Annotated in this window: 12 protein-coding genes; 7 read left to right on the top strand and 5 right to left on the bottom strand. The window is 62.7% G+C overall.

Features of this window, described 5'->3' with window-relative positions:
• Positions 1-69 precede the first annotated feature (69 nt).
• The 4 genes from DKY63_RS04485 to DKY63_RS04470 all read right to left on the bottom strand — a co-directional run bounded on the left by DKY63_RS04485 (position 70) and on the right by DKY63_RS04470 (position 5,863).
• Positions 70-1,098, bottom strand: coding sequence for a DUF1254 domain-containing protein (locus tag DKY63_RS04485; protein ID WP_110962983.1), 1,029 nt, complete (start codon positions 1,096-1,098; stop codon positions 70-72).
• 43 nt (positions 1,099-1,141) lie between these two features.
• Positions 1,142-2,545 (bottom strand): DUF1254 domain-containing protein, encoded by a 1,404-nt coding sequence (locus DKY63_RS04480; protein ID WP_110962982.1) that lies wholly within the window; start codon positions 2,543-2,545, stop codon positions 1,142-1,144.
• Positions 2,546-2,635: 90 nt separating this feature from the next.
• Complete coding sequence (locus DKY63_RS04475) at positions 2,636-4,003, bottom strand: DUF1329 domain-containing protein (protein WP_110962981.1); 1,368 nt, start codon at positions 4,001-4,003, stop codon at positions 2,636-2,638.
• A gap of 27 nt (positions 4,004-4,030) precedes the next feature.
• Positions 4,031-5,863: a DUF1302 domain-containing protein gene (locus DKY63_RS04470; protein ID WP_110962980.1), complete on the bottom strand. Its 1,833-nt coding sequence runs from the start codon at positions 5,861-5,863 to the stop codon at positions 4,031-4,033.
• Between the two features lie 524 nt (positions 5,864-6,387).
• Between DKY63_RS04470 and DKY63_RS32600 the strand changes: the two genes are divergently transcribed.
• Positions 6,388-8,763, top strand: coding sequence for a helix-turn-helix transcriptional regulator (locus DKY63_RS32600; protein WP_239499376.1), 2,376 nt, complete (start codon positions 6,388-6,390; stop codon positions 8,761-8,763).
• Positions 8,764-8,769: 6 nt separating this feature from the next.
• Here DKY63_RS32600 and DKY63_RS04460 read toward each other — a convergent pair whose 3' ends face one another.
• Positions 8,770-11,493, bottom strand: coding sequence for a LuxR C-terminal-related transcriptional regulator (locus DKY63_RS04460; protein ID WP_110962978.1), 2,724 nt, complete (start codon positions 11,491-11,493; stop codon positions 8,770-8,772).
• A 360-nt stretch (positions 11,494-11,853) separates the two neighbouring features.
• Between DKY63_RS04460 and DKY63_RS04450 the strand changes: the two genes are divergently transcribed.
• The 6 genes from DKY63_RS04450 to DKY63_RS04420 all read left to right on the top strand — a co-directional run bounded on the left by DKY63_RS04450 (position 11,854) and on the right by DKY63_RS04420 (position 17,441).
• A complete protein-coding gene (locus DKY63_RS04450) occupies positions 11,854-12,981 on the top strand; it encodes a CaiB/BaiF CoA transferase family protein (RefSeq protein WP_110962976.1) in 1,128 nt (375 codons plus the stop codon).
• A 257-nt stretch (positions 12,982-13,238) separates the two neighbouring features.
• Positions 13,239-14,426 (top strand): lipid-transfer protein, encoded by a 1,188-nt coding sequence (locus DKY63_RS04440; RefSeq protein ID WP_110962975.1) that lies wholly within the window; start codon positions 13,239-13,241, stop codon positions 14,424-14,426.
• A gap of 66 nt (positions 14,427-14,492) precedes the next feature.
• Positions 14,493-14,933: a MaoC family dehydratase N-terminal domain-containing protein gene (locus DKY63_RS04435; RefSeq protein WP_110962974.1), complete on the top strand. Its 441-nt coding sequence runs from the start codon at positions 14,493-14,495 to the stop codon at positions 14,931-14,933.
• Positions 14,934-14,943: 10 nt separating this feature from the next.
• Positions 14,944-15,378: a MaoC family dehydratase gene (locus DKY63_RS04430; protein WP_110962973.1), complete on the top strand. Its 435-nt coding sequence runs from the start codon at positions 14,944-14,946 to the stop codon at positions 15,376-15,378.
• Positions 15,379-15,439: 61 nt separating this feature from the next.
• The gene (locus DKY63_RS04425; RefSeq protein ID WP_110962972.1) at positions 15,440-16,270 is read left to right on the top strand and encodes an SDR family NAD(P)-dependent oxidoreductase; all 831 of its coding nucleotides are present in this window, start codon (positions 15,440-15,442) and stop codon (positions 16,268-16,270) included.
• A 19-nt stretch (positions 16,271-16,289) separates the two neighbouring features.
• A complete protein-coding gene (locus tag DKY63_RS04420; protein WP_110962971.1) occupies positions 16,290-17,441 on the top strand; it encodes an acyl-CoA dehydrogenase family protein in 1,152 nt (383 codons plus the stop codon).
• Positions 17,442-17,546: the final 105 nt, after the last annotated feature.

Genomic DNA, 17,546 nt, shown 5'->3' with positions numbered 1-17,546 from the left:
TTACAGGCATCCACAATAGAGAGATGTGCCGGGCATTTATCCCCCTCCTTTGGGGTAGGCCCGCCCGTTTCAGTTCAGCGGTTGCGCCACTGGAAAGGTCCAGTTGCCGCTGAGTATTTCGGCCCGTGGCTGGTACAGGCGCACGGTGTAGTTCCAGCCCTCGGTGATTGGGAGGCAGTTGGCGACCTTGCCGTCGCAACCGCCAAACTGAATGGCTGCTTCACCGTCTTTATTACGCTTTGCGGTCAGGCTGTTGAGCGAATAAGCGTTCAGGGCATTGGGCTCGAAGTAGGCCTTGGCATTGTACACGCTGACCGACCAGAAGGCGTTCACCGGTACGTCCTTGACCTTGAGTGTGTAGGGAGTCTGACCGTTGTTTTGTGTCGGCGTGACGGTCAGGTACAAGGCATCCTTCTCCGGATTGCCGCCCCAGGCCGTCGCGGCACCGATCAAGTGCCGCACGGGGTCGACCTGCTCGCGATTACCGAACATGCGCTGGGTATCCGGCAGGGTCGAACCCAATTGCACCAGGGCATCACGCACATTCTTCTGGCTGATCGGGTCCCATTTCGGCACTTCGAAGCTGCCCGGCTTCGCCTGGCTGACCTTGATCGCATCCTGCAGTGCATGGGCCTGGTCGAGGTCTTTTTCCTGTTCCGGGTTGAACAGGGTGCGCACACCGACGATGGCGTAGCGCGTGCCGGCCTGTTCGCGGCTGAGGGTGTAACTGCCCTGGCCATATACAACGGACGTGACGTAATGGTCTTCGTTGATCACCTGCAGCGACATGTAGCGCTGGCCGGCGTCGGGCAAGGTGATCGTCACGGGCCCTGCATCGAGGTCGAACACCGCCGCCGAATACAGCGTGTCGCGGTTGGGGCGAATGACGGTTTGCTTGTCGATGGCCATGGTCGTGCGGTGGTGGTGAAACTGGCCAAAGCCACCCTGGGCGACGGCGGCGCTGAAGTAGCGATCGGATTCGGCGCGGGCGAAGTTGTCCGCGTTCACGGGCACCGTGTCGTTGGCCTGGGCGGCCAAGGCGAAGAGTGTCGGGGCGATCAGGGCAATGGCTGTGGCCAGGCAAGCATGTTTAAGCATGGGAAATCATCCGTGGAATAGTGGTCTGCAAGAACGATGTTGATCAGTTCACCTGCTGCAGTTCAGGCCGCTGCCATTGGCCGCTGAGAGCCTCGGGCTTGGGCCAGTACATGCGCATAGCGATGATGAACGGGCCATTGGGCGTGGGCAGCCAGTTGGCTTCCTTGTCCTTGCCCGGCGATTGCGGCTGGACATAGAACGTCAGGCCGCCGTCGGGATCGCGTTTCAGATCCGGCAGCATCGCCGAGTTGATCAGGTAGCGGTTCAACGGGTTGGCAATCAGCATCCGCGCCGGCAGGTTGTAGGGCGTGAGGGACCAGAACGCGTTGACGGGCGGCAATTGCCCCGGCGCGAAACGCAGCACATAGCGATGCTGCGCGGCATCCAGTGGTTTGCCGGCGCCATCGACGTAGTAGCTGGGGTAAAGCGCCTCGTCCTCGGAGTTGCCGTAGATGCCACTGACGGCGCCGGCCATGCGGTACAGATAGTTGTTGTGCAAATGTTCGCGGGTGCCGAAGACATCGCGGCTGGTGACCTTGCGTGCATTACGCAGTTTCTCAAATTCGGCGAAATCCTTGCTCCAGGCATCGGCCATGCCATCGGCAATGGCCTGGCGCAACTCGGGTGACAGGCTGTCGACATTGAACGACTGGCCGGGACCGATCCCCAATTTGGCCAGGCGTTGCATCAGCGCCTGTTCGTCGGGGTGGGTCGGGCAGAACTTGAGCACGAAGTTCAGCACATTGAAGAACTCCAGTGACGAAAGTTCCTGGTCCGGGCTCAGCGGCTTGATGAAGTCGACCGCTGTCGTGGCCGGTGCCGGCTTGCCCAGGAAGGCCGAGAGCGGTTGCACCTTGTAGCCGGCCTGGACCTTCTTCACGTTGTCGATATCGGCCGGGTTGAACAGTTGGGTGCGGTAGAAGACGAAAGCGAACTGCGTTTGCGAGCGAATCACACCCTTGATCCCCGGTGGGGTTTCTCCCTTCCAGTCGGGACCGGCGAGCAAATAATTGCCACCGCCGTTGCCGCTGGTGCGGCTGCCCAGATAGGCGAAGTTGAAGGTGTACTGGTCGACGAATTGCGCGGAGAAGTAGCGCCCGTCCTCGACTTTAGGCAGGGTCAGCACCAAGGGTTCGCTGCGCAGGTCCGCGCCAAGTTGGGAGTAGGGCGTATCGGAGTTGGGCGTCTGGATCGCCTTGTCGTCAGGGGTATAGACACGCGCGGTGTTGTTCAGCTGGTTCCACGGGGCCTTGAATTCCGGGTTGCCTTCGTCCACGAAGTACGAGTATTGAACGCGGTAGTTGTCTACCAGCGGGAATCCGTAGATGTAGGCCTCTTTGGCGATCGCCCGGGCTTCATCGACGCTCAGGGACTGCCCGTAGGAAGTCGATGCACCCAGGGTTGTGAGCAGTACGCCTGCGATCGTCAATGCACGTAAACGGCTCATGATTTTCCTCCAATGAAATGTGCGCAAAAAAAAGCGGGTAACGTCATTTCACCTGCGAAATGTCATTACCCGCCCGTGTCGGTTGCCGTCTCAGCGCACGCCAGCGATACGCAGCGCGGCCGGGGTGAAGTCGTTCATCTTGGCGGCGTTGCCAAACAGCGGCGCCTGCCTGGACTCGTTGATCATCGCCAGCACGTTGTAGCGGCCGGCGATCAGGTCATAGATCCCCATCATTGCGTAGCCGGCGGCGCCTCGTTCGTAGTCGTTGACGCCATAACCCTCACCGACACGCCAGAGTTGTCCGCGACCGTCGTAGTGATCGACCTCGGCGATCTGCCAGGTGTCTTCGTCGAAGTACAGGTCACGCTTGGCGTACACATGGCGTTCGCCCGGCTTCAAAGTGGCCTCGACATGCCAGACCCGGTGCAGCTCGTAACGGGTCAAGTCCTGGTTGATGTGGCCCGGCTTGATGATGTCGTCGTACTTGAGCTTGGGCGATTGCAGCTTGTAGTTGTTGTACGGGATGTACAGCTCCTTCTTGCCGATCAGCTTCCAGTCGTAGCGGTCCGGGGCGCCGTTCATCAAGTCGGTGTTGTCGGCGGTGCGCATGCCGTCCGAGCCGTTGCCCGGGCCGTCATAGGCGATTTGCGGGGCACGGCGCACGCGGCGCTGGCCGGCGTTGTAGACCCACGCCAGGCGCGGTTCCTTGACCTGGTCGATGGTCTCGTGGATCAGCACCACGCTGCCGGCCAGGCGCGAAGGGGCGGTGATTTCCTGTTTGTAGAAATACAGGACGTTATCGGCCTGGCCCGGTTCGATACCTTCCATGAGTTGCGGGAAGGCCAGTTCGTCCTGGTACTCGACAATCGAGTAGGAACCGTTGGCCTGCGGCGCGGCCTGGGCGGCCTGACGCAGCATGTTGCCGCCGCGATAACGGTTGGTGTGGTTCCAGTAGACCTCGACGCCGCTCTTGGGAATCGGGAACGGGTAGTAGCGGGTCTGGCTGAAATTGGCCAGGCCGGTGCCATCGTTGATCAACTGGGTGGTCACCGCGCTCTTCTTGGCGATGTCATAGATGTTCTGCGGGTTGGCGGCGGTGCGCTGGGTCTTGTAGACCGGGATCCGGTAGCTGTCCGGATAACGCTTGAACATCGCCAGCTGGCCGGGGGTCAGCTTGTCCTTGTACTGCTCGGCGTTGGCGGCGGTGATGACGAACTGCGGCTTGTCCGCGGCGAATGGTTCACCGATGAAACCGCGATCGAGCGGTGCCGCGCCGGGCTTGAGGCCACCGGTCCAGGCCGGAATGCTGCCATCGGCGTTGCCTGCCTTCTCGGCACCCAGCGGCGTCAGGGTGCTGCCCAACTGGGCAGCCTCTTGCGGGGATACGGCAGCCAACACACTGGTGGCCAGCAACGAGAGGGTCAATGCGCCGGTGCGTAGCAGGGTTGTTGTTTTCATTGTTCGGGCTCCTCGGGCAAGGGGGCGTCAGAAGTTCACGCCAAAGCTGAGCGCGACGTAGTCACGATCAACGTTGGTGTTGAAGTCGCCGCCAAAGTAATTGGTGTAACTCAGGCTGGCGGTGTAGGTGTTCTGGTAGTCGGCATCCAGCCCCAGGCTGACGGCCTTGGAGCCTTCGTCGAAGTTCGGGCCGTAACCCTCGACGTCATGGGACCAGGCCAGGTTCGGCGACAGGTTGATGCCGGCGATCACGTTCGGGTAATCGAGCTTGCCGCGCAGGCGATAGCCCCAGCTGTTGCTGGTGTAGAAGCCGTTGTCGTTGCATTCCTGTGCCGGGTTGCTGGCGTTGGGCAGGCCCACGGCGGTGCCGGCACAGGTCGCGGCGCCAGCCGGGCCTTGCAGCTCACCGGAACCGAAGGCCGGGCTGCGACCGAAGCGCAGGTCCGAGCCGTCGGCCTTGCCCAGCCCGCCGATGTGGTTGTAGCCGACCTCGCCGACCAGGGTCAGGCGACTGGCGCCCAGCACCTGATCGAAGAATTGCGTGGCGGTCACCTGGGCCTGGGTCACCGGCATGCGCTTGTAGCCGTTGACCTCGGCGCCGAGGTTGCGCCCGGCGAAACCGGTGGTGATCAGCGGCGAAGTGGCGCCGAAGGTGGCGGCCGACAGCAGGTCGGCGGTGTTCAGTTGCAGCGGCATGTTCGGCCGGTAGCTGACCTCGCCACCCAGCGACACGCCCTCGACGTTGGTCTGGAAGCTCAGGCCGTACAGGCGGATGTCTTCCGGGTAGTCGATGAAGTAGCGCACGCTGCGCGCCGAGGTCACGCCGCCGGCGGCACTGGTCATCTGGTTGATGCTCAGGAACGGGCTGCGGCTGTGGTAGTTCATGGCGTAGGCGCCGAACTCGGTGTCGTTGAGCTCCGGCACGTACCAGCGCAAGGCCAGGCCATACTGGCCGCCGTCGCGGGCATCGTTGTCCTTCAGGCGCGGGATGAACGCATCGTCGGTGCCGGCGGCGATGGCCGCGTTGCCGCCGGTGTTGCGCGCCACGCCCGGTGGCAGGTCGAGGCCGGCCACCACCAGGCGGTCGTTGCAACCTTGCGGTACGCCGTCGCTGCCGAAGAAGGTGCCGCAGTTGTCGACCACCGACTTTTCCCACTCCAACTGGTAGAACGCTTCGGCGGTGATGTTGTCGGCCAGGCCCTGGGACACGTAGAGCAGGTTGACCGGGATCAGGCCTTCCTTCACTTCCGCGCCGGGGCGGCGCAGGGCCGCCACGTCCACCGGGTTGATGCTGTTGATCGAGTTGCCGATGAAGGTGCTTTCGCCCCAGCTCACCACCTGCTTGCCCAGGCGCACGTTGCCGACCTGATCGCCGAGGTTGTAGTTGTGGTAGACGAAGCTGTCGAGGAACATCGCGCCCGAGGACTTGGCGGCGCGATCCCGGCCACTGTCATCGATGTCATAGAACGGCCGGTGCTCGTCCATCAGCTCGAAGTCGTACCAGTACTTGCCGCGCACGAAGGCACCGCTGTCACCGTATTTCAGCTCCAGGTCGTGCACGCCCTTGAAGATCTTCGAGAAGGTCTCGCCCTTCTTGAAGTTCAGGCGGTTGTCGTCGGTGGTGCGCGAGGCGGACTCGCCCCCGGTCACGCCCTGGGAGTTGAAGTTGGAGATGAACTGCTTGTCCGGGTCGCTCGTCGACCAGCTGGCGCCGACCGACAGCGATGAATCGAACGACCCTTGAATCTCCCCGATGTTGAAATCAACGGCGTGAGCTTGAGTGCTCGCGCCGGTGGCAACCATTACCGCTACGGCCAGCAGACTGGGCTGGAAGACGCCGCGCTTTGTTTTTTTTGTCATGCGGTTCTCTGCTACAGGATGTTGTGGAGTGGCCATCCTATGCAGGCCAACCGCAGGCCTGAATTGCCTGATCAGGTAATTTTGCGCATTACCCGAAAGCATTATTTGCGCTGTTCTGGCGGTGTTTTTTTGCGTGGGGCTGGAGGCTTATCGGGTACGTTGGGAAAGAGGATGTTGCAGAAGGTAACAAGCCCCCTGTAGGAGCAAAGCTTGCTCGCGATGGCGTCAGTACAGTCAATGCTGCTGTGACTGGCCCACCGCTATCGCGAGCAAGCTTTGCTCCCACAGGGGGGATTGGTCAGTTTTTCATCAATACACTGACCTTCCAGTCAAAATACCTCGAATGACGGATGGGGCTGCCGTTCCACGCGCGCGAAGATTGCACGAATTCTTGTCCAGGCAACCCTGGCGTACTTCAGGAGGGCTGCGCGCCCATGCTCGTTTCAATGTCGTGTCGGGAGCAAAACACCGCGGTTGACGCTATTGCTCGACCGGCGCATCCGCCCAGGTCGGCGCCCGTCTACTTGCCTCGAACGCGGCTGGTCGACGAGCTGCTGGCGCGTGCACCGCGTCTGCGCCTGCTGTGTGCCCCGGCCGGATATGGCAAGACGGCGTTGCTCAACGAGTGCCTGCGCCAACGCACCGCTGAACATTGCGCATGGCTTGATCTGGAAGGGCGGCAGCTGACACTCGGGCAATTTTGCGAACGACTGGCTGCGAGTGTTGGCACCGAGGCGCGCGAACCGCTGGCGTTGCTGGAATGGCTGGCACGCAGCCCGGACGTTTGGTGGCTGGTGCTGGATGACTACCCGGCGCAATCCAGCCCTGAGCTCGATGAATGGATCGATCGGTTGTTACGCGCGCAGGGGCAGGTACAGCTTTGGGTCAGTTGCCGACAACGCCCGTCCTGGAAACTCCCGCGCCTGCTGCTGGAAGGGCAATTGCTGGAACTGGGCGCCGGGCAACTGGCCTTCGACCGAGAAGAATTCGACGCCGTGGTGACGTCGTTCGAAGCCAGCGCCGAGCCTGTCGTGCGCGACACGCTGTGGCGCCAGACCCATGGCTGGTGCGCCGGCACGTATCTGCTGTTGAACGCAGCCGGGCGTCAGGAGCGGGCAGGGGAGTTGTGGATGCGCGACTATCTGGGCGGCGAACTGCTGGCCCGGGTTGATGCCGACGAGCGCAAGATGTTGCTCGGCATTGCGCAGTTGCCACGGGTATCGACCGCCCATTGCCAGCAGCTGTGGCCGGACCTCGATGGCGGCAGCATTTTTCTGCGCCTGTTGCAGTCACAAGCGTTCTTTCTACCGCTGGACAATGACGCGCACTGGTACTGCCTGTTGCCTGCCGTGGCGCGGGCGCTGCAGGGGGAAATGAGTGCCGCCGGCATCAGCCAGTTGCGCTTGAGCGCCTGCCGCCTGCTGTGCAATGACGGGTTCGTCGACGAGGCCGTCGAACTGGCGCTGTCCATCGGTTATGTGGATGAAGCGGCCTGCTACATGGAGCGCCTGACACTGGACTGGCTGCTGAACGAACGCAACCTGTTCACCTGGCTCGACTGGCGCGCGCGCTTGCCCTCGCGCCTGCTGGAGTGCACGCCCAATCTGATCTACATGAATGCCCGGGCATTGCTCAGCAGCTGGCGGCTGGATGAAGCGCAAGCCTGCATCGCCCGGCTGGCGAGGATTTCCCCGCACCCCAAGGCGTCGATCAACGTTCGCATCCTGGCCAACTGGCAAGCGTTGGAAGGTACGTTGCAGGGCCTGCTGGGCAATGCCGAAGGGGCCTTCGAGCATTGCGAATCCGCCTTGCAGCACCTGGAACTGCGGGATTGGCAATCCTCGTTCCTGTGCTATTCGACGCTGGCCCGGGTCTCGATGGCCGCAGGCGAAACCTTGCAGGCCGAACGCCTGTTGCAGCAATGCCTGGCACTGGCACGGCATCAGGGATGCCTGGCCAGCGAGGTGCTCATCAACGCCGATCGCATCCGCCAATTGATTCTCAACGGCGCGCTGACCGAAGCCGAGCGGCTGGTGCGGGAATGCTTCGGCCTGGTCGCCAGGCTCAGTGGCCGGCACAGCCTGATGCTGGGGCGCCTGCACTTGTTGCAGGGCGAACTGCACCTGTTGCGCGGTGAGTTGGACGCCAGCGAGAAAGCGCTGCGCATGGCGCTGGAGCACGGCACGGACAGCGGCGACCCCTACACCTTGCACGCACTGCTCGGGCTTTCGGAGTTGCACGCCTGCCGAGGTGACCTTGAGCAGGCACGGATCTACGTGAGCATGGCGACGCGGGCCATGCAGTGCGCGAAGATCAAGGACAACTGCTATCAATCGGTCATCGTTTATCAGCAGTTGCGCTTGCTGGCACGGCAAGAGGCCTGGGAACGAATGCTGCCGATGGCGCAGGCGGCACTGGCCTCTATCCGGGGCGATACCCCCCGCCTGCCACCGCTGCATGCGCCTTCGTTGCACCAGCGCATCGAGCTGATGGCGGCGCTGGGCGAGCAGGGCACCGGGCAAGTTGAAGCGGCACGACAGCGGCTGGAGTTGTTGCTGGCAGACTGCTCAAACCGCTGTTTCGGCAACCTGGTCAGCGAGGTTCGGCGGGCATTGGCACGCATCGATGCACAATCGGCAGCGTCATTCAGCCGAGAAACCGTACCGCTGGCAGCGCCGAACGTGCGAGCGGAAACACGCCCCGGCCAGGAGCTGACGCCACGAGAAGTGGCGGTGCTGAAGCTGGTGGCGCAAGGCTTGTCCAACCAGGAGATCAGCAATCAGCTGTTCATTTCCCTCAACACCGTCAAGGCCCACACCGTGCACATCAATCACAAACTGGGGGTCAAGCGACGAACCCAGGCGGTGATGCAAGCCAAGGCGATGGGGGTGCTGGACTGACCTCCTTCAATCGAGCAAGCCCCTGGCGCGGGCGATGGCGATGACTTCCGTGCGATTTCGCGCCCCGAGTTTCGCGCTGACGTTGCGCAAGTGGGTCTTGACCGTGTGTTCGGACAAATGCATCTGCTCGGCAATCGCCCGGTTACGGTTGCCGGCGGCCAGCAAACGGATGACATGGAACTCGCGGGTGGTCAGTTGAGTGTCCGCTTCTTCAGGATCGGCTTCGGCCTGTGTGCCCGACAGGGCACTGCGTTGCAGCAGGTCCGTCAGAAAACCGGGGGCGATACCGTGGCTCTTGCACTGCGCCTTGAACGTCACCGCCCAACGCTGTAGCAGTCTGGCCAGGGCCGGACCTTCATCGAGAAAGGTGCGGATGAAGCCCTCGTCGCTGGCCAGGCGCAAGGCCGGCGTGAGGGTGTCCAGTGCTTCTTTATGTCGTCCCAGGCCTTCCAGCGCCAGGGCATGCAACAAGCGCAGTTTCAGCGCCCGTCGGTGATGCTGGCGGGCCTGGGCCTCGTCGATAGCCGGTTGCAAGGCTTCGGCGGCGATAACGAATTCACCCTTGGCGATGCGCAATCTCTGATGGGCGATGAAGGGGGTATCGGTGTCGCAGCTGTGCAGCACCAGATCAGGACTGCCCCAGTTCCCCGCAAGGTCGGCGTTATGCAAGGCCTGCGCAGCGATGTCCAGGCGGTTTTCCAGGGTTGCGACACGGGCGCGCTCCAGCCACGCCGCACAACGAATCCGCAGCGAACCGCTGCGCCGGCCCAGTTGTTCGAGCGCTGCCAGATGTCGCACCCAGGTGCTGCGTTGACCCTGTAGCCAGGCGATGCGGGCGAGCAGCACATGGCGGATGATCATCGGGTCCGGGCCGCCGCTGTCGAGGGCGTAGGCCGGAATATCACTGAGCAGCTGGCGGGCTTGCGAAAGTTCGTCCTGTTCATAGCGCGACATCGCGCGCAGGGTATCCAGCGAAGGCCTGCCGCCCGCCCACTTGCCTTCGGGCCTGCGTGCCTGCTCCTCGCTGGCGGCTTGCAAGCGGGCAACGGCGCTTTCCAGCCGCCCCAGGATCAAGTCCAGGATGCACTCCACGCAGACCGCGATGCTGTCGACCAGTGCCGAACGGTTCTGCGGACCCTGGCTGGCCATCCGGGTCAGCAGCGCTCGCGCCTGTTCATAGCGACCGGTCGCGACCATGCAGTAGGCCAGCGTGGTCGCGAGCATGCCGTACTGCAATACGTCGTCCGGCGACACCCGCTCGATCTCTACCAGGGCGGTGGCATACGCCGCATCGACCTGGTCGGTAAACACCTGCAACAGGCAGCGTATGGTGCCCATTTCCTGGGTGTCGTGATGCCGTTCGACCCATTGCATGGCGTCCTGATAGCGATGATCGAGCACCAGTGTCCAGGCGTAGGCAAGGATCAGCCGGGGGTAACCATCGAGTGTCTGATCGGGAATTTGCTGGAACCAGCGCAACAGCCAGCGCAATCGGCCGGCATCGATCAACCCATCCAGGTGCCGGTCGATCTGCCGGCTGGCGTTGTCGGCGTCACCGGCCAGCAGGTAATGCTCGATGGCGTTGGCCGGTTGGTTGTGTGCCAGGTACCAGAGGGCCGCCCGTGCATGCAGTTGTTTGGCCCGTCCGGGGGACTGGCGTTCGAGGGCACGGCGCAAAAAATCAGTGAACAACGGGTGATAACGAAACCACTGATGCTGCTCATCCGTCGGTTGAATGAACAGATTGGCCCGTTGCAGGTGGTCGATCATGGCCTGACTGTCCTGACGCCCGGTTACGGCGTCGCACAGCGCTGCACTGAAGCGCCCGAGGACGCTGCTGTGCAGCAGGAACTGGCGACATTCCCCGGACTGCCGGCCCAGGATGTCTTCGGCCAGATAATCGGCCAGTTCCAGGTTTGCCCCGGAAAGTGACGCCACGAAATCCGCCGGTGCCGTTCGCCCCTGCAACGACAGCGTGCTCAGGTAAAGCGCGGTGATCCAGCCCTCGGTGCGCTGTTGCAGCATGGCAATCTCTGCATCCGCAAGGGACAGGCCGCACTTGTCACGAAGGAATAATGTGGTCTCTTCAAGGCTCATGCGCAGGGCGTCGGTGCTGATGTCGAGCAGTTGCCCGTGGGCGCGCAAACGACCCAGAGCGATCGGCGGCGTGCTTCTTGACGCGATGACCAGTTGCCCGCGAGACGGCAGGGCAGTCAGCAATTGCCGCACGAAATCGAGTGTCGGCGCAGACTTCAGGGTTTCAAAGTCGTCGAGAAAGATCGCGAAGGGCAGGTTTTGCATGGCCAGTTTGTCGAGCAGGACCCGGGGGCTGAAGTCGGCCGGTTTCTCGTCTCCGGTACTCAATGCCTGCACGGCGACGTGAAGATGAGCGGTCAGGCGCCGCAGTTCATTGTCGGCTGTATCCAGGGTCAGCCATAGCACCTGACGCCCATGGGCCAGGCAACGCTCGCGGTACTGGCGCAGCAATGTGGTCTTGCCGAAACCCGCGGCGGCCTCGATCAGGATAAGTCGCGTGGCGTCTGAGACGTCCATGCGGTCCAGAAGATGTTCACGCTGCAAATGACTGGGTGCAGCGCCCGGCACGCGAAATTTTTCCGGGTGGATTTGCGAGGCATGAAACATCGCATCAGGCGTTGCCGCCGCATCCCGGGTGTCGCCAAGGGGCGGGACGAGGGTCAGGCGGGCCAACAGGTCCGGGCGGTCAGGCATGTTTTGCTCCAGCATCCAGTGTGTACACAAACCCTGTAGGAGCGAGCCTGCTCGCGATAGCGGTCTATAAGGCAACATAGATGTTGTCCATTGAGCCGTCATCGCGAGCAGGCTCGCTCCTACAGGTATTTTTGTGCCCTCACTGACTGCATCAGTCTGTCTTTTTCCAGCTTTTGTCCGACGCATATTGCAACGCCGTTCTGCCGTGACAAGGCCGCCTTGCGCAAGCGGTCCCTGCCTGTGGCCTGAACTTCACTCGTTCGAGCGATTGTCTCCCCCATGGGGCTGGCTAGCCTGTTGCGCGCTGCAATACGCATCGCGTGCATGCAGCCATGCATCCAACAATGAGAGAGATAAGCGATGGCAGGTCCACTGGCAGGTGTGAAGGTAGTCGAGATGAACGCGATAGGGCCCGCGCCTTTCGCAGCCATGTTGCTGGCCGATATGGGCGCCGAGGTGATTCGGGTCGACCGATTGGTCGCCGGTTTCCTCAACGGCGACGGCAGCGTGATCAGCCGGGGCCGCCGCAGCCTGGGGATCGATCCGCGCCGGCCCGGCGCGGTGGAAGTCCTGATGCAATTGATCGAAGGCGCCGACGTACTGATCGAGGGTTTTCGTCCCGGTGTCATGGAGCGCCTGGGACTCGGCCCGGTCCAGTGCCTGCAACGCAACCCGCGCCTGGTCTACGGACGCATGACCGGCTGGGGGCAGACCGGTCCGTTGGCGCCCGTCGCCGGCCATGACCTCAACTACCTCGCCATCACCGGCGCGCTGCATGCCATGGGCCACTCCGACCGCGAACCCACGCCACCGCTGCATCTGGCCGGGGACATGGGCGGCGGTGCGATGTTCCTCGCGTTCGGCATTGTCAGTGCGCTGTTCGAGGCGCAGAAATCCGGCAAGGGACAGGTGGTGGATGCGGCCATTTCTGACGGCGCCGCGCTGCTCAGCACCATGTACTACGAGTTCAAGCAGAGCGGGGAGTGGCGCGGTCGCGGGGAAAACATCTTCGATGGCGGCGCGCCGTTTTATGGTTGCTACGCGTGCGCCGATGGCGGCTTTGTCTCGATCGGCTCCATCGAACCGCAGTTCTACCGGCTGCTGATGGAGCTGTGCCAGATCGATGACCCGGCGTTCGAAAAACAGTGGGACCGCCGTCAGTGGCCGGCACTGCGCAGCAAGCTCGAAGCGATGTTCCTGACCCGCACGCGGGATCAATGGTGCGAACTGCTGGACGGCACCGACGTCTGCTTCGCCCCGGTGCTGGACTTCAACGAAGCCGCCTTGCACCCGCACCACCAGGCCCGAGGCACCTTCATGCAGACCGACGGTGTGACCCACCCGGCCCCGGCCCCGCGCTTGAGCCGCACACCGGCCACGGCGGGTAGGGTGGTGAAAAACGGCGAGCATACCCTCGACATACTCCGTGAGATGGGGCTGGACGATGCCCGTATTGGCGAGCTGCGCTCAGCCGGCGCTATCGCCTGACACCCCGCCCCCTGCAGGAGCGAGCCTGCTCGCGATGGCGGCAGAACATTCAACATTTGAGTCGCCTGACAGATTGCTATCGCGAGCAGGCTCGCTCCTACAGGTTTTGGGTTTGTGTTTTTGCAGATCGGCAACCCACCCCATCCCACTCCCTGTGAGCGGGATACAGCCCGAGGGTTGGTACGCAACCATGGCGTCATGGAGCCACGAAGGCATGAGAAGGCCAGGGCTCCGTCAATCAATCCGGGGAGAACGTGATGTCACAGAAAACCTACATTGCCGGCGTCGGCATGATTCAGTTCGCCAAGCCTGGCGCCAGTGGTTCCTACATCGAGATGGGCGCGCAGGCGGTACGTCAGGCGTTGCAGGATGCCGGTATCGGCTATGAGCTGGTGCAGCAGGCCTACGCCGGGTACGTCTATGGCGACTCCACCTGTGGCCAATCGGCGCTGTACGAAGTGGGGATGACCGGGATTCCGGTGATCAACGTCAACAACAACTGCGCCAGCGGTTCCACCGCGCTGTACCTGGCACGCCAGGCGGTGGAAAGCGGCGCGGTCGATTGCGCGCTGGCCTTCGGCTTCGAACAGATGCAGCCGGGTGCCCTGAAGAACTTCTGGACCGACCGTCCCCTGACCATGGGCAAGGGCTTTGACGCCTCCGCTGCCGCGTTCCCCGAAGGTGTCGGCATGCCGGGCGCGCTGATGTTCTTCGGCGGCGCGGGCAAGGAGCACATGGAGAAGTACGGCACCAGCATGCAAACCTTCGCCGCGATCCGCGCCAAGGCCAGCCGTCACGCGGCCAACAACCCGCTGGCGGTGTTCCGCAAAGTCGTGACCACCGAAGAAGTGATGGCCGACCAGGTGGTCTGGGAAGGGGTGATGACCCGCCTGATGGCCTGCCCGCCAACCTGTGGTGGCGCGGCGGCAATCATCGTTTCCGAGCGTTTTGCCAAGAAGCACGGCCTGCGCACCGACGTGACCATCCTCGCCCAGGCGCTGGCGACCGATAAGCCGGACGCCTTCGATCCTCCGTCGATGATCAGTGTGGTCGGCGTCGGCATGACCCGTCAGGCAGCCAACGAAGTCTACGAAAAGGCCGGCGTCGGTCCCGAGGACATCCGTGTTTGCGAGCTGCACGACTGCTTCGCCCACAACGAACTGCTGACCTACGAAGGCCTGGGTTTCTGCCCGGTCGGCGGTGGCGAGAAGTTCGTCATGGATGGCGACAACACCTACGGCGGCCAGGTGGTGATCAACCCGTCGGGCGGCCTGCTCTCCAAGGGGCACCCGCTGGGTGCCACCGGGTTGGCGCAGTGCTTCGAGCTGACTCATCAGTTGCGCGGGACCGCTGGCGCACGTCAGGTCGAAGGTTTGCAACACGCGTTGCAGCACAACCTGGGCCTGGGCGGCGCCGGTGTCGTCACGCTCTTTGGTCGCGGCTGATCGCTTCCCGGTTCGCGTACCCCGACGGGTGCGCGAGAACCTGATAACGGACAGGAATCAATTGAAATGGCAGACAAAAGTCTGATCGGCCGCTCCCTCGGCGTCACCACCAGCGAAGTGGAAAAGGGCCGCCTGCGTTTCTTCGCCAAGGCCATTGGCGAAACCGACCCGGTGTACACCGATGAAGCCGTGGCCAAGGCTTCCGGCTACAAGGCCTTGCCGGTGCCACCGACGTTCCTGCTGTGCCTGGAAAGCGAAGGCCGCAATCCACAGGCCATCGTCGAAGACATCATGGGCTTTGACCTGGGACGCATCCTGCACGCCGAGCAGGAGTTCAACTACCACCGCATGGCGTTTGCCGGTGACGTGCTGACCTTCGATACACGAATCGTCGATGTGTATGAGAAGAAGGGCGGGGCGCTGCAATTCGTGGTGCAGGAAACCCGCGTGACCAACCAGGACGGCGAGCACATCGCCGACCTTCGTTCTTCGCTCGTGCAGCGCTGAGGAAAAAGCCATGTCCCAATTCCCGAAAACCGGCCCGCAGTTCAGCGATGTCCAGGAAGGCGATGAGGTGCCGCTGATGAAGCTGCGCCCGATCAACCGCACGATGCTGGCGCTCTACGCCGGCGCCTCGGGCGATCACAACGAGATCCACATCGACATCGATTTCGCCCGCAAGGCACGCATGCCGGACGTATTCGCCCACGGCATGTTGTCGGCGGCCTATCTCGGTCGCCTGCTGACCAACTGGGTGCCACAGCCGCAGATCCGCAAGCTCGCGGTGCGCTTCACCGGCATCACCCAGATTGGCCACATCCCGCACCTGACCGGGCGTGTGGCGCAGAAATTCGAAGCCGGCGGCGAGCGTTTCGTGCGTCTGGAAATCAAGTGCGGCAACCAGTTTGGCGAAGACAAGCTGGTGGGCGAAGCGGTAGTGACGTTGAACTGAACACCGATTGAACCCCGGTATTCCATTCACAAACACAACAAGAAAACACAGGTATCGAATGATGAAAAAGCTTGAAGGCAAAGTGGCCCTGGTGACCGGTTCCGGTCGTGGTATCGGCCGCAGCGTCGCGCTGAAACTGGCCGCCGATGGCGCCCGCGTGGTGGTCAATGACCTGGACGCCGGCCCGGCCGAGGAAGTGGTCGCGCAGATTCGTGAAGCCGGCGGTGATGCCGTGGCCTGCATCGGCAGCGTGACGGCGGTGGATTTCGCCGACCGCTTCATCAAGACCGCGGTCGACAACTACGGCGGCATCGACATCATCGTCAACAATGCCGGATACACCTGGGACAACGTGATCCAGAAGATGAGCGACGAGCAGTGGTACGCGATCATCGACTGCCACCTGACCGCGCCGTTCCGCATCCTGCGCGCCGCCTACCCGGTGATCAGCGCCGCCGCCAAGGCCGAGGCCGCCGAAGGCCGCGTGGTGCATCGCAAAGTGGTGAACATTTCCTCTATCGCGGCCGCCGGCAACGCCGGGCAGGCCAACTACTCCACGGCCAAGGCCGGGATCCTGGGCATGACCAAGACCATGTCCAAGGAGTGGGGACGTCACAAGGTCAACGTCAATGCCGTGGCCTACGGACACATCGAAACCCGCATGACCCAGGCACTGGCCGGTGATGCGAGCAAGACGGTAAACATCGAAGGTCGCGAGATCAAGGTCGGCATCCAGGCCGCCGCCATCGAGGCCGGCAAGCAGATGTGCCCGCTGGGACGCCCGGGCACCCCGGATGAAGCGGCCGGTGCCGTGTATCTGTTCTGCATCCCGGAATCGGACTACGTGTCCGGCCAGGTCCTGGTCTGCGGCGGCGGCCTCGGCACCGTCTGATCCCTCAAGGAGATTTGTCATGCAACTGGAAAACTACACCCCGGCGTGGATGGACGAAGACCTCGGCGCCTTCCGTGACAGCATTCGCCGCTTCGTGCGCGAACAACTCTTGCCCCACGAAGACAAGTGGCGCGAGCAACACCGTTCCGACCGTGCCGCGTGGCTGGCCTGCGGCGAGATGGGCATGATCCTGCCGGACATGCCGTCGGAGTACGGCGGCGCCGATGGCACCCCGGCCCACTACGCCGTGGCCATGGAAGAGCTGACCTATGCCGGCGTGATGAGTATCGCGCTGAGCATCAACCACATCGTCGGTCACTACATCCTGGCCAGCGGCACCGAAGCGCAGAAGCAACAGTGGCTGCCGAAAATCGCTTCCGGCGAGTGCATCACCTCGATCGCCATGACCGAGCCGGGCACCGGCTCCGACCTGCAGGGCGTGCGCACCCGTGCGGTGAAGAAGGGCGACAAGTACGTCATCAGCGGCTCGAAGACCTTCATCAGCAACGGCCAGAACAGCGACATGGTGGTGGTCATCGCCAAGACCGACCTGGAAGCCAAGGGCTCCAAGGGCATCTCGCTGTTCATCGTCGACACCAACACCCCGGGCTTCGTCCGTGGCCAGTGCCTGGACAAGATCGGCCTGCCGGGCCAGGACACCTCGGAGATGTTCTTCGACGAGTGCGAAGTGTCGGCTGACTGCCTGCTGGGCGGCGTCGAGGGGCAGGGCTTCTATCAACTGATGCAGCAGTTGCCCTTTGAGCGCGCCGAAATTTCGATCCAGGCCGTTGCCGCCATGGAACGCGCCCTGGCGCTGACCGTGGAATACACCAAGGAGCGCAAGGCGTTCGGCAAGTCGATCCTGGACTTCCAGAACACCCGCTTTACCCTGGCGGACGTGAAGGCCACGGTGACGGCGGCGCGTACCTTTGGTGACCTGATCATCCAGCGCTGGGTCGATGGCACTCTCGACACCACGTTGGCGTCGATGGGCAAGTTCTGGCTCACCGATCGCCAGGGCGAAGTCATGGACCGTTGCCTGCAGTTCTTCGGTGGCTTCGGCTACATGAATGAATACCCGATTGCCCGGATGTTCGCCGACGCTCGCGTTGCGCGCATTTACGGTGGTGCCAACGAAATCCAGCGTGAGCTGGTGGGGCGTTCGCTCTAAACGCTTTGCTCTTTGCTCTCTGTAGGAGCGAGCCTGCTCGCGATGGTCGTTAACGAAAACGCGTTCATTCAGGCTAAACGCGGTGTTCTGTCGTCCATCGCGAGC

The organism is Pseudomonas putida (assembly GCF_003228315.1).
Classification (GTDB): Bacteria; Pseudomonadota; Gammaproteobacteria; order Pseudomonadales; family Pseudomonadaceae; genus Aquipseudomonas; species Aquipseudomonas putida_S.
The sequence above is the reverse complement of the archived record's forward strand: the minus strand, read 5'-3'. Positions and strand labels throughout refer to the sequence as shown.

Bases quoted from the DNA above. Each gene is read 5' to 3' on its own strand.
- DKY63_RS04480 (WP_110962982.1), bottom strand. From the start codon at position 2,545: ATGAGCCGTTTACGTGCATTGACGATCGCAGGCGTACTGCTCACAACC.
- DKY63_RS04425 (WP_110962972.1), top strand. From the start codon at position 15,440: ATGAAAAAGCTTGAAGGCAAAGTGGCCCTGGTGACCGGTTCCGGTCGT.
- DKY63_RS04485 (WP_110962983.1), bottom strand. From the start codon at position 1,098: ATGCTTAAACATGCTTGCCTGGCCACAGCCATTGCCCTGATCGCCCCG.
- DKY63_RS04435 (WP_110962974.1), top strand. From the start codon at position 14,493: ATGGCAGACAAAAGTCTGATCGGCCGCTCCCTCGGCGTCACCACCAGC.
- DKY63_RS04430 (WP_110962973.1), top strand. From the start codon at position 14,944: ATGTCCCAATTCCCGAAAACCGGCCCGCAGTTCAGCGATGTCCAGGAA.
- DKY63_RS04460 (WP_110962978.1), bottom strand. From the start codon at position 11,493: ATGCCTGACCGCCCGGACCTGTTGGCCCGCCTGACCCTCGTCCCGCCC.
- DKY63_RS04450 (WP_110962976.1), top strand. From the start codon at position 11,854: ATGGCAGGTCCACTGGCAGGTGTGAAGGTAGTCGAGATGAACGCGATA.
- DKY63_RS04470 (WP_110962980.1), bottom strand. From the start codon at position 5,863: ATGACAAAAAAAACAAAGCGCGGCGTCTTCCAGCCCAGTCTGCTGGCC.
- DKY63_RS04475 (WP_110962981.1), bottom strand. From the start codon at position 4,003: ATGAAAACAACAACCCTGCTACGCACCGGCGCATTGACCCTCTCGTTG.
- DKY63_RS04440 (WP_110962975.1), top strand. From the start codon at position 13,239: ATGTCACAGAAAACCTACATTGCCGGCGTCGGCATGATTCAGTTCGCC.
- DKY63_RS04420 (WP_110962971.1), top strand. From the start codon at position 16,290: ATGCAACTGGAAAACTACACCCCGGCGTGGATGGACGAAGACCTCGGC.